The organism is Streptomyces sp., assembly GCF_035563135.1.
In the GTDB taxonomy this organism is placed as follows: Bacteria; Actinomycetota; Actinomycetes; order Streptomycetales; family Streptomycetaceae; genus Streptomyces.
On sequence record NZ_DATMVN010000452.1, the window covers coordinates 1 to 12,040 of the forward strand.

12 protein-coding genes are annotated in these 12,040 nt (G+C 70.7%); 11 read left to right on the top strand and 1 reads right to left on the bottom strand.

The window, feature by feature from the left end; genetic code table 11:
• The 7 genes from VN520_RS20045 to VN520_RS20075 all read left to right on the top strand — a co-directional run.
• Positions 1–1,076 (top strand): phosphoglycerate kinase (locus VN520_RS20045; protein WP_325748305.1); only part of this gene is annotated, 1,076 nt, incomplete at its 5' end.
• Between the two features lie 6 nt (positions 1,077–1,082).
• A complete protein-coding gene (tpiA, locus tag VN520_RS20050) occupies positions 1,083–1,859 on the top strand; it encodes a triose-phosphate isomerase (RefSeq protein ID WP_325748306.1) in 777 nt (258 codons plus the stop codon).
• 138 nt (positions 1,860–1,997) lie between these two features.
• Positions 1,998–2,234 carry a preprotein translocase subunit SecG gene (secG, locus tag VN520_RS20055; RefSeq protein WP_014156893.1) on the top strand — a complete coding sequence of 79 codons (237 nt, stop codon included), beginning with the start codon at positions 1,998–2,000 and terminating at the stop codon, positions 2,232–2,234.
• 109 nt (positions 2,235–2,343) lie between these two features.
• A complete protein-coding gene (locus VN520_RS20060; RefSeq protein ID WP_078598194.1) occupies positions 2,344–2,679 on the top strand; it encodes an RNA polymerase-binding protein RbpA in 336 nt (111 codons plus the stop codon).
• Positions 2,680–2,834: 155 nt separating this feature from the next.
• Complete coding sequence (pgi, locus tag VN520_RS20065) at positions 2,835–4,487, top strand: glucose-6-phosphate isomerase (RefSeq protein ID WP_325748307.1); 1,653 nt, start codon at positions 2,835–2,837, stop codon at positions 4,485–4,487.
• 3 nt (positions 4,488–4,490) lie between these two features.
• Positions 4,491–4,994 carry a PH domain-containing protein gene (locus tag VN520_RS20070; RefSeq protein WP_325748308.1) on the top strand — a complete coding sequence of 168 codons (504 nt, stop codon included), beginning with the start codon at positions 4,491–4,493 and terminating at the stop codon, positions 4,992–4,994.
• Complete coding sequence (locus VN520_RS20075) at positions 4,991–6,496, top strand: PH domain-containing protein (RefSeq protein ID WP_325748309.1); 1,506 nt, start codon at positions 4,991–4,993, stop codon at positions 6,494–6,496. The genes VN520_RS20070 and VN520_RS20075 overlap by 4 nt, the downstream gene beginning before the upstream one ends.
• A gap of 10 nt (positions 6,497–6,506) precedes the next feature.
• On the opposite strand, the gene VN520_RS20080 is transcribed toward VN520_RS20075, so the two are convergent.
• Complete coding sequence (locus tag VN520_RS20080; protein WP_325748310.1) at positions 6,507–7,643, bottom strand: SagB/ThcOx family dehydrogenase; 1,137 nt, start codon at positions 7,641–7,643, stop codon at positions 6,507–6,509.
• A 785-nt stretch (positions 7,644–8,428) separates the two neighbouring features.
• Between VN520_RS20080 and VN520_RS20085 the strand changes: the two genes are divergently transcribed.
• From VN520_RS20085 to VN520_RS20100, 4 genes are read left to right on the top strand one after another with little or no spacing between them, the layout of a single operon-like run.
• Positions 8,429–8,821, top strand: coding sequence for a hypothetical protein (locus VN520_RS20085; RefSeq protein ID WP_325748311.1), 393 nt, complete (start codon positions 8,429–8,431; stop codon positions 8,819–8,821).
• A 49-nt stretch (positions 8,822–8,870) separates the two neighbouring features.
• Positions 8,871–10,097 (top strand): acyl-CoA dehydrogenase family protein, encoded by a 1,227-nt coding sequence (locus VN520_RS20090; RefSeq protein ID WP_325748312.1) that lies wholly within the window; start codon positions 8,871–8,873, stop codon positions 10,095–10,097.
• On the top strand, positions 10,094–11,089 hold the full coding sequence (locus tag VN520_RS20095; protein WP_325748313.1) for a hypothetical protein: 996 nt from the start codon (positions 10,094–10,096) through the stop codon (positions 11,087–11,089). Before VN520_RS20090 ends, VN520_RS20095 begins: the two co-directional genes overlap by 4 nt.
• Complete coding sequence (locus VN520_RS20100; protein WP_325748314.1) at positions 11,086–12,015, top strand: ThiF family adenylyltransferase; 930 nt, start codon at positions 11,086–11,088, stop codon at positions 12,013–12,015. The genes VN520_RS20095 and VN520_RS20100 overlap by 4 nt, the downstream gene beginning before the upstream one ends.
• Positions 12,016–12,040 lie beyond the last annotated feature (25 nt).

The following is a 12,040-nucleotide window of genomic DNA, read 5'->3' on the forward strand; positions in this document are numbered from 1 at the left end:
CCGAGCTCGCCGCCGCCGGCGCCCGGGTCATCGTCGCCTCGCACCTCGGCCGCCCCGAGGGGGCCCCGGACCCGGCCTTCTCGCTGGCGCCCGCCGCCGCGCGCCTCGGTGAGCTGCTCGGAGCCGAGGTCGCCTTCGCGACCGACACCGTCGGCGAGTCCGCCCGCTCGACGGTCGCCGCCCTCACCGACGGCCAGGTGGCCGTCATCGAGAACCTCCGCTTCAACGCCGGCGAGACGTCGAAGGACGACGCCGAGCGCGGCGCCTTCGCCGACCAGCTCGCCGGGCTCGCCGATGTCTACGTGGGTGACGGCTTCGGCGCCGTCCACCGCAAGCACGCCTCGGTCTTCGACCTCCCGGCCAGGCTGCCGCACGCGGCCGGCGGCCTGATCGCCACCGAGGTCGGCGTCCTGAAGAAGCTCACCGAGGACGTCGCACGCCCGTACGCCGTGGTCCTCGGCGGCGCCAAGGTCTCCGACAAGCTCGGGGTCATCGACCACCTGCTGGAGAAGGCCGACCGCATCCTGATCGGCGGCGGCATGGCGTACACCTTCCTCAAGGCCAAGGGGCACGAGGTGGGCATCTCGCTGCTCCAGGAGGACCAGGTCCCGGCCGTCCAGGGCTACCTCAAGCGGGCCGAGGAGCTCGGTGTGGAGTTCGTGCTCCCCGTCGACGTCCTCGTCTCACGTGAATTCCCGGACCTGAAGACCAAGGCCCCGGCCAGCCCCACCACGGTCGCCGCCGACGCCATCCCGGCGGACCAGGAGGGCCTGGACATCGGGCCCGAGACCCGCAAGCTGTACGCAGCGAAGCTCGCCGACGCGGCCACCGTCTTCTGGAACGGCCCGATGGGCGTCTTCGAGCACCCCGACTACGCCGAGGGCACCAAGGCGGTCGCCCAGGCCCTCGCCGACTCCCAGGCCTTCAGCGTCGTCGGCGGCGGGGACTCCGCTGCCGCCGTCCGCATCCTGGGCTTCGACGAGAACGCATTCGGCCACATCTCGACCGGTGGCGGCGCCAGCCTCGAATACCTCGAGGGCAAGACGCTTCCCGGACTCGCCGCACTGGAGGACTGACCCCCGATGACCACCCGCACCCCGCTCATGGCCGGCAACTGGAAGATGAACCTCAACCACCTCGAGGCCATCGCACACGTCCAGAAGCTCGCCTTCGCCCTGGCCGACAAGGACTACGACGCGGTCGAGGTCGCCGTCCTGCCGCCCTTCACCGACCTGCGCTCCGTGCAGACGCTGGTCGACGGCGACAAACTGAAGATCAAGTACGGCGCCCAGGACATCTCGGCGCAGGACTCCGGCGCGTACACCGGTGAGATCTCCGGCCCGATGCTCGCCAAGCTGAAGTGCACCTTCGTCGCCGTCGGCCACAGCGAGCGCCGCCAGTACCACGGCGAGAACGACGAGATCTGCAACGCCAAGGTGAAGGCCGCGTTCAAGCACGGCCTGACCCCGATCCTCTGTGTCGGCGAGGGCCTGGACATCCGCAAGGCCGGTGACCAGGTGTCCTACACGCTGGCGCAGCTCGACGGCGCGCTGAAGGACATCCCGGCCGAGCAGGCCGAGTCCATCGTGATCGCCTACGAGCCGGTCTGGGCCATCGGAACCGGCGAGGTCGCCACCCCCGAGGACGCCCAGGAGGTCTGCGGCGCGATCCGCGGCCGGCTCGCCGAGCTGTACTCGCAGGAGCTGGCCGACGCCGTCCGCATCCAGTACGGCGGCTCGGTGAAGTCCGGCAATGTCGCGGCCATCATGGCGCAGCCCGACGTGGACGGCGCCCTGATCGGGGGCGCGGCGCTCGACGCCGACGAGTTCGTCAAGATCGTCCGCTTCCGCGACCAGTAGGATCGTGCGCTCCCGCGACCGGTGAGTATGCGGGGGCACGGATCCGTCGTACCCTTGCGGGGGCCGAGGGGGGTGCACCCCCCGGCCCCCGCTGTTCGTACATGCAGTCCTAGGAATTCCGGAAAGTAGGGACCAGCCGTGGTTTTGGCGTTCGAGATCGCCCTGATCGTCTTCAGCCTGCTGCTGATGCTGCTGGTGCTGATGCACAAGGGAAAGGGCGGTGGCCTTTCCGACATGTTCGGTGGCGGGATGCAGTCCTCCGTGGGCGGCTCGTCGGTCGCCGAGCGGAACCTCGACCGCATCACCGTCGTGGTGGGTCTGGCCTGGTTCGCGTGCATCGTCGTCCTCGCGCTGCTCATCAAGCTGGACAGCTGACCCGTCGTCCGCGATTCCCGGTGACGGTGTAACTCCTTTCACTGGACGCGCGTTGGGCCTTACGTAGACTGGGGCATCTTCGAGCACCATCACGCAGGGAGTTACGACCGTGGCAAGTGGCAACGCGATCCGGGGAAGCCGGGTCGGAGCGGGGCCGATGGGGGAGGCCGAGCGAGGCGAGTCCGCGCCGCGCCTGCGCATCTCCTTCTGGTGCTCGAACGGGCACGAGACGCAGCCGAGCTTCGCCCATGACGCGCAGGTACCGGAGACCTGGGACTGTCCGCGCTGCGGCTTCCCGGCCGGACAGGACCGGGACAGCCCGCCGGCTCCGCCCCGCACCGAGCCGTACAAGACGCACCTGGCATACGTGCGCGAGCGGCGCAGCGACGCGGACGGTGAGGCCATCCTCGCCGAAGCCCTCGCGAAACTCCGCGGCGAGATCTGAGAGTTGTTCACCGGCCGGTCACCCCCTGGGTGCCCGGCCGGAATCCGTATGCCGCCCCGTGGCCCGCCGCTGCCCCGCCGCACCCCTTGGATCAATTAGGTTGGAGGGGCAGCGGGGAAGGTTGCAGGTACGAGTAGAAGTGGGCGATTTCCGGGATGAACGCACAAGGCCGAACCAAGCTCAACCAGACGCCCGAGTGGGCGGCTCTCGGCAAGCACCGTGAGGAATTCGGCGGCACCGGTCTGCGCCGGCTGTTCGCGGACGCGCCGGACCGCGGGAGCGCGTACACCCTCCGGGTCGGCGACCTCCACATCGACTACTCCAAGCACCTGGTCACCGACGAGACGCTCCGCCTGCTGCGGGAGCTCGCCGAGGCCACCGGAGTGGGCGCGCTGCGGGACGCGATGTTCCGCGGCGAGAAGATCAACACCACCGAGGACCGCGCCGTCCTGCACACCGCGCTGCGCGCCCCGCGCGACGCCGTGATCGAGGTCGACGGCGAGAACGTGGTGCCGGCCGTGCACGCCGTCCTGGACAGGATGGCCGCCTTCTCCGACCGGGTCAGGGCCGGGGAGTGGACCGGTCACACCGGCAAGCCGGTCAAGAACATCGTGAACATCGGCATCGGCGGCTCCGACCTCGGACCGGCCATGGCCTACGAGGTGCTGCGCTCCTTCACGGACCGCTCGCTCACCGTGCGCTTCGTGTCGAACGTCGACGGCGCCGACCTCCACGAGGCCGTCCGTGACCTGGACCCGGCCGAGACGCTGTTCATCGTCGCGTCCAAGACCTTCACGACGATCGAGACCATCACCAACGCCACCTCTGCCCGCGACTGGCTCCTGACCGGGCTGAAAGCCGGTCAGGAAGCCGTCGCCAAGCACTTCGTGGCGCTGTCCACCAATGCGGACAAGGTCACGGACTTCGGCATCGACACCGCCAACATGTTCGAGTTCTGGGACTGGGTCGGCGGCCGTTACTCCTACGACTCGGCGATCGGCCTCTCGCTGATGATCGCCATCGGCCCGGACCGGTTCCGCGAGATGCTCGACGGCTTCCACCTCGTCGACGAGCACTTCCGCACCGCCCCCGCCCAGGAGAACGCGCCGCTGCTGCTGGGTCTCCTGGGCGTCTGGTACGGACAGTTCTTCGACGCGCAGTCCCACGCGGTCCTGCCCTACAGCCACTACCTGTCCAAGTTCACCGCCTACTTGCAGCAGCTGGACATGGAGTCCAACGGCAAGTCCGTGGACCGGGACGGCGATCCGGTCGAGTGGCAGACCGGGCCGGTCGTCTGGGGCACCCCCGGCACCAACGGGCAGCACGCCTACTACCAGCTGATCCACCAGGGCACGAAGGTCATCCCGGCCGACTTCATCGGCTTCGCCTCCCCGGTCCAGGACCTGCTGCCCGGGCTGATCGCCCAGCACGACCTGCTGATGGCCAACTTCTTCGCCCAGACCCAGGCGCTCGCCTTCGGCAAGACGCCCGACGAGGTGCGCGCGGAGGGCGTGGCCGAGGAACTCGTGCCGCACAGGACGTTCCGCGGCAACCACCCGACGACCACGATCCTCGCCGAACGGCTCACCCCCTCGGTGCTCGGCCAGCTGATCGCGCTGTACGAGCACAAGGTCTTCGTCCAGGGGGCCGTCTGGAACATCGACTCCTTCGACCAGTGGGGCGTCGAGCTGGGCAAGGTGCTCGCCAAGAAGATCGAGCCGGTCCTGACCGAGGGCGCCGGCGGCGAGCAGCTGGACAGCTCCACCGCCGCGCTCGTGTCGGCGTACCGCTCGCTGCGGGGCCGCTGAGCCATGACCACGGGGGAGGGGACGATACGGCTCCGGCCGCCGCGCAACGCACCGGACCGCCGGGCGGTCGGGTGGTGGCGGGTCCAGTGGCTGCTGCTGACGGCGGCCCCGGTGGCGGTCCTCGGCGTCCTGGGCGGGCTCATCGCCCCCGCCAGGTTCTGGCTGCTGACGCCTGCCGCGGTGATCGCCGGCATCGGCCTGCTGTGCGCCGTCCTCTTCCCCCTCTGGTGGTTCCGCACCCACCGCTGGGAGGTCACCGACGAGGCGGTCTACGTGAGTACCGGGGTCCTCCTGCGGGAGTGGCGGATCGCGCCGATGTCCCGCATCCAGACCGTGGACACCGTGCGGGGGCCGCTGGAACAGCTCTTCGGGCTGGCCACGGTCACCGTCACCACCGCCTCCGCCAAGGGCGCCGTGGAGATCGAGGGACTCACCCATGAGGCCGCCGCCGAACTCGCCGAGCGGCTGACCCGCATCACCCAGGACACCCCCGGGGACGCCACGTGAGCACGGCGGCCGGCAGCGGCCCCGGCTGGCGGCGGCTCCATCCCCGTACGGTCCTGGTCACCGCGCTGGTCACGGCGGGAGTCGCCGTGGGCGCGGCCGTGCCGGTCACGGTCGCGCTGTCGGGCCCTCTCGGGTACGCGGCAGCCGTCGGCTGGGCGCTGACAGGAGCCGCCCTGCTGATCGGCTGCGCAGCCGCGGGCGACTACGTGCGGTGGCGGCGCACCCGCTACCGGGCCGGTGCCGAGCGCGTCGACCTGCACACCGGTCTCCTCCTGGTGAAGCGCCGCTCGCTGGCCCGCGAGCGGATCCGCAGCGTCGACCTCACCGCCCGTCCTCTGCTGCGGATCCTCGGGCTGGTCACGGTCCGCATCGGCACCGGGGAGAACACGGGCGGAGACTCCACGCTCACGCTGGACCCCGTGGCCCGGGCCGAGGGCGAGCGGCTGCGCCGTGACCTCCTGGACCGCGTCGTCCCCGGGAGCGCCGCAGCGCACCGCGACGGCGAACTGGCCACGCTCGATCCCCGGTGGATCCGCTACGCACCCGTCTCCTTCGCCGCGCCCCTGCTCGGTGGCGCCGCCGCCGGCGGCGTGATGCAGATCAGCGACTGGGTGGGGGCGCAGGACGAGGTGATCCGGTGGATCGCCGACCGCTTCCAAGGCACCCCGCTGGTCTGGACGATCGCCGTCCTGGCGGCGGCGGCCCTGGCCGCCGGTGTGATCGGAGCGCTCGGGCTGTGGATCGAGATGTGGTGGAACTACCGCCTGGAACGCGAACCGGGCGGCACCCTGCGGGTGCGGCGCGGGCTGTTCACCTCCCGCTCCCTGTCCGTCGAGGAACGGCGGCTGCGCGGGGTGGACCTGGTGGAGCCGCTGGGCGTACGGCTGGCGGGCGCCGCCCGGGTCGACGCGATCACCACCGGCCTGACCAAGGACGAGGAGCGGAGCGCCGACCACAACACCCTGCTCCCGGCCGTGCCCCGCGCACTGGCCGACGCCATCGCCGCGGAGGTGCTGCGCGAGCCGGCCGCCCCGACGGGCGCCCCGCTCACGGCGCACCCACGAGCGGCCCGGGGGCGACGGCTGCGCCGTGCCCTGGCGGTGGCCCTGGCGCCCGTGCTGGTGCAGGTTCTCCTCGGCGTCCTGCTGACGCCCGTACTGCTGTGGACCGCGCTCGGCTGCGCGGTGGTCCTCCTGCCGCTCGCGGTGGCGCTGGCCCTCGACGCCTACCGGTCCCTGGGGCACACCCTCAGCGGCGGCTATCTGGTGACCCGCTCCGGCTCGGTCCGGCGCTCCACCGCGGCTCTGCAGCGGTCCGGTGTGATCGGCTGGACGGTCAAGCAGTCCCTCTTCCAGCGCCGGGCCGGACTGCTGAGCGTCACCGCCACGACGGCCGCCGGGGGCGGCGCCTACACGGCGCACGACACCGACGCCTCCGAGGGCCTCGCCTTCGCGGCCGATGCCGTCCCGGGGCTGCTGGAGCCGTTCCTGGAACGCGGCTGAGCCGCCGGGGTCACCGGTCGAGCAGTGCGGTGGAGCCGAAGGCGGGAAGGCCGGCCGACGGCGGAGCGTCCTGAGGCGCCGGAGCGGGGTGCCCGGCGGCCAGGACGTACAGCGGGGTGTGGCCGGTGTTGTCCAGGCCGCAACGGCCGGCGATCGCGGAGTCCCTGAAGGCGCCGGTCTGGGCGGGGCCGAGTCCGAGGGCCGTCGCGGTCAGGGCGAAGGTCTGCCCCAGATGCCCGGCGTCGAGCAGACAGACCCGATAGGCGCGGGGCGTGGGGTACTTCACGCTCATCCGCTCCAGCCGTGCGGCGAGAACGACGAGGAAGGCGGGCCGCGCGGCCCACGGCTGGTCGGCGCAGAGATGAGCGGCCTCCGCGGGTGTCAGTCCCTCGGAAAGAAGTTCGAGCGCGTGCTGCAAGCCGTCGTAGTGGTACCAGCCGGCGGACAGCCCGCTGACCTCCAGGACACCGACATAGGCGTCGATCTCCTGCCGGGAGCCGCCCTGCGGACTGGTGCGCCGGTACAGCGCGCCCCGCCCGCAGTCGATGAAGTCGACCGGCCCGAAGACTGTGGCCAGCAAGGCGGACAGCGTCTCCACCGGCACAGGCGCACCGGTGAAGTCGCGGTGGGTGCGGCGGTCGTACAGGACCTGTTCGAACGGTGCCCCGAGCCGGGCCGGCCGACGGGGCAGCAGGAGCCGGGGAGCCTCCGGATACCCCGTGAACAGGGGAGGCGGCGGTGCCTCCGCGAGTGCTGCGGCCCCCGTACCCTGCGCGCCGCCGTCGGGCCGGCCCTCGGCCCGCGGGGGGTCGTACACGTCCTGAGTGGCGTAGTGGAAGAACGATGCCTCGGGCATCCACGCCCCCCACTGTCCGGCGATCTCTTCGTCGCGCTGCGCGGCCGCGCTGCCGCGGGCCAGCAGGGCGCCACTGCGGACCAGCGTCCTGACGGCTTCCTCGACGGTGTCGGGGGTGAGGTGGCCGAGGTGTTCAGCGGCTTCGTCGGGAGTGCTCCACTCCTCGAAGGCCGCCAGGATCTCGGCCGCGGCGGGGTGCAGCGCTGTGGGCGTGCCGTGCGGATGGGGGTGGACGACGAAGGTGCTGTCGTGCCAGTAGCAGGTCAGGCAACGGGAACGGCGTAGACGCAAGGCGATTCCTCGGCGTACGGGAAGGCGGGGGCGGGGAGGGGGTGCGGACGGGGCCGCAGGGGAACGCGGAGTGCCGGGTGCAGGCGTGGGGCCGGGCAGGGGAGTGCCCGGCCCCACGCACGCGGTCACGCCTGGCGGTAGGCCCACGTCCAGTTCCAGGTGGAACCCTCGCCCGCCTCGGGGCGGTCGGCCCGGACGGCGATCCGGTGCTTCATCTCGATCCTGCGCATTATGTGTCACCCCCTTTCCGAGTAACTCGTCCTGTGTGTCGGTGCGGCGACCCCTCCATGACGCGGCACGGAATCGAGATATGCAAGAGGTGTTTTCTCTTGTCACTCTTTCGTGGCGCCACCCATGGCCTTCGGTTTTTCTCCGAGTCGTATTCATGGGGGACGTTGTCACGCGCTGTCAGCTCGTTCCGCATATGGCTGGAGAGGGTCGTCCGCATGCGGTCGCTCACACATGCGACTGGTGTCGATCCCGAGGGGGGCCGGAGCGGGTACGGAAGGGGTGAATGGTTAATAACCACTGGTCAGAGCGCTGCGTGGCGATTGCTTACCAATTTCTTTCAGTCTTTTTTTCGGCTACCTGTCGATGCGGGTGAAGCTCTCCGGACGGTGTCATAACGTGCGGACATCGACGCCCGCCGGGCAGGGCACTCCTCGCCTGCCGGCCGAGAACACCCGCGCCGCTCCATGAGGGTCTCCATTGCCCGAAGGGTGCGAAAGCAATGCGCCTGTTCATTGCGGGTGGGCGTCGGACCGCCGAAATCGTGAAGGGGAAGCATGACCGTATTTTCGTCCAGCGAAATGGCCTCCGAAGTATTCGGCAGGCTTTTCGGGGTGCTGCTGGAGGACGAGCAGTTCGTGGAGAAGGCGCGCAGGGAATCCCTGTCGGTGCAACTGGTGCACAGCAAGCCCGACTGCCGGATCTTCGTCTCGTCCGAGGGCGTCGTCCTCGGGGACGAGGTGCCGTTCAAGGCCGCGATCACTCTCAAGATGACCTGCGACACCGCACACGCACTGTGGATGGGCCGGCTGCTCGTACCCGCCGCCATCGCCACCGGCAAGGTCCGGATCCGCGGGCGGATCGCCAAGGTGCTGGAGCTGGTGCCGCTGCTCCAGCCCGCATTCGACAGCTACCCGGCGATCGCCGCGGAGTCGGGCGTCGGCGCCTGAATCCCGCTCCACCCCCGACCACATCTGTGCCCAAGGAGCCATGACAGCCATGACCATTGACGTACCAGCGGATCTCTCCCCAGAGCTGAACTTCGACACGCTGCCCCCGGAGGTGCAGCAACTGAAGGAGGAGGCCCGGACGTTCGCGCAGGAGATCGTGCAGCCCCAGGTCCGGCAGCTCGACCAGGCGCCGGCGGAGGACTTCGACTGGGACGTGGTACGCCGCGGCCACGAGATCGGTCTGACCCGGGCCGCCGTCCCCACCGACTACGGCGGCCTCGGCCTCGGCATGCTGGGAGTGGCCACCGCCCTGGAGGAAGTGGCCGCCGTGTGCCCCGGCACCGCACTCGTCTTCGGCGCCACCATGCTCGGCCAGGCCCCCCTCCTGCTCTCCGGCGACCCGCGCCTCCAGGCGCGTTACCTCCCGCTCTTCTCCGGTGACGAGCCGGTACTCGCCTGCAACGCGGTGACGGAGGAGGACGCCGGGTGCGATCTGATCATTCCGGCCAACGCGCCGCACGCACGCAACGTCATGACCGCGCGCCGGGACGGCGACCAGTACGTACTCACCGGAAGGAAGCGGTTCATCACCAACGCCCGCTTCGCCGCCTTCGCCTCCGTGTTCGCGAACATGGAGGGCAGCCCCGGCGCCACCGGGCTCACCTCCTTCATCGTGCCCCTGAACCTCCCCGGCGTGGTGCGCGGCCCGGTCGCCGACAAGATGGGCTACCGGGCATGCCTGGGCAGCGAGCTGGAGTTCAACGAGGTCCGGGTGCCCGCCGAGAACATGATCGGTGGCGAGGGCGAGGGCATGCCCATCAACATGGCGCAGAGCAACATGGCCCGGGCCGCGGTCGCCGGCATCTCCACCGGTGTGGCCCGAGGCGCCCTGGAACAAGCCGTCACCTGGGCCGGTGAACGCGTGCAGGGGGGTGAACTGCTGCACCGGCACCAGTTCACCGCGGCGAAGCTCGCGGAGATGAGCGCCAAGGTGGACGCGGCCCGCCTGCTGTACCTGCACGCGGCGAACACCGTGGACACCCAGCTGCCACCGCCCGCCTACGAGCCGGCCGTCGCCAAGCTGTTCGCCGACCGGGCCGCCATCGACGTGGCCGACACCGCGCTCTCCCTCGTCGGCGCACGAGGCTACCTGCGCTCGTACGGAGTGGAGAAGATGCTCCGCGACGCCTACGGAACCCGCATCTACGAGGGGACCCCCGAGGTGCTGGCGCTCACGATCACCGAGAGCCTCTACTCCGGGGACGACGCCGAATGAACGCCGGCCCCCCGCCCCCGGGCGGCGACGGGAACACCCGCACCACCATCCCGACCTCGGCGGACCCCGCGAGCTCCCGCGCCCTGCGCTACGTCGCCGACATCATCGAACTGCACGAGCGGCTCAGCTACCGGCAGCTCCCGGCGGAGATCGCCGGTACACCGCTGTACCACGCCGAGGACGTACACAGCGGGCTGATCACCCTCACCGCGCGGGACAGCCAGATCCCTGCCCGGTACCTCAGGGGCATCCTCGGCTTCCGGCTGGCCCAGTACCTGCGGCTGAGCTGGATCTCCGCCGACCTCGTCTACCGGACGGCGGCGTACCACGAGCCACTGCCCCGCCCCGGCCAGATGGAGAGCATCCACACGGTGACCCTCTGCTCGCGCACCGGAAGGATCCGCGGCTACGTCGGGCTGAGCTGCTCGGCGGACCCCGTGAGCCTGCCTCTCGACTCGCCACGGCGTTCCCTGTTCCCGACCGAGGCCGCCCACGGCATCGACCTGCTGGGACAGTACGCGCGCCTGGCCCTGGGAACCCATCAGGTCTTCGAGCTCAAACGCTTCCTGCGCGACCAGTCGATGCCGCTCGGCATCCAGCACGACCGTGTGCCGTGGCACCTCATGCTCGGCATCGGGGAAGCGATGATCCAGCTCGACGACGCGATCCGTCTCGTGCTCGGCGACGCCAAGGAGCACGTGGCCCTGCGCCACCTGCGCCTGGCCGGCTTCGACCTCCACATCGTCGAAGGCACCTCGCCGAGCCTGCCCCCGTCGGACCCGCTGGCGCCCATCTACCACCAAGGCGTCCTGGCCAAGCCCTTCGTGGCCCCCGTGCCCGAGGATCTGCCCTGGTACCGCGACGTCGTCCGTTCCTACATGGACGGCAGCAGCGACCTGACCTCCTACCACGAGATGGTCGCCCGGCTCGCCGGACGCAGGCAGGCGGCGGACGGCTCCATGATCCCCCGCCAGCGCGGAGGTGCCGCATGACCCCGGAGAACATGGGCCTCCCGCCGGCCGGGAGCGGGGAGTCCGGGCCGCACAGCGTCTTCTACGAGGAACTGATCACCCGTAACGCGGGTGTCATCTCGGCCGAGGAACAACTGGCGCTGCGCAACGCCACGATCCTGGTGGCGGGCTGCGGGTCGATCGGCGGCGCCGCCGTGGAACCGCTGACCCGGCTGGGCGCGCAGCGCTTCCTGGTGGCGGATCCCGGAACCTACGAACTGAACAACCTCAACCGCCAGAGCGCTGTCGCCGCCGACATCGAGCAGAACAAGGCCGCCGCCGCGGCGGAGCGCATCATGTCGATCAACCCGCACGCCCGGGTGACGGTGTTCACCGAGGGGGTGACCGGGGCGACGGTGCAGCGGCTCACCGCGCCCAGCCAGATCATCATCGACGGCGTGGACGTCACCACGGCCGACGGATGGCATGCGAAGCACCTGCTGCACCGCGTGGCGGTCCAGCGGAAGCTGCCCCTGATCACCGGCTGGGACATGGCCGGGACCCAGTACGTGCGCTGCTACGACTACCGGCGTATCCGTGAGCCCTTCGCCGGCGCCATCAGCCTGGCCCACATCGAGCGTATGGACACCTGGGACCTCCTGCGCCGTGCGGTGCCGCTCCGCCGGGTGCCGGCCGAGATGCTGGCGGAGATCCGGGCGAACCACCTGCGGGCGGACTACAGCTTCCCGCAGGTCGCCTACACCGCGACCGCGTTCGGGGTGCTGAGCTCCCACATGGCGGTACGCATCCTCGCGGGGAAGCGGGTGCGCCAGGAAATCAGCGTGGACGTGCACCAGATGGCCCGTCCGCTCGGTGAGCGCTGGCTGAACCGCCTGCGCCGGCCGTTCGAACTGGCCGCCCTGGTGCCGCCGATGCTCCGTCTCATGCGCAGTCCGGGCGCGCGCTGAACGCGACCGTGTACGCCTTCCCGGC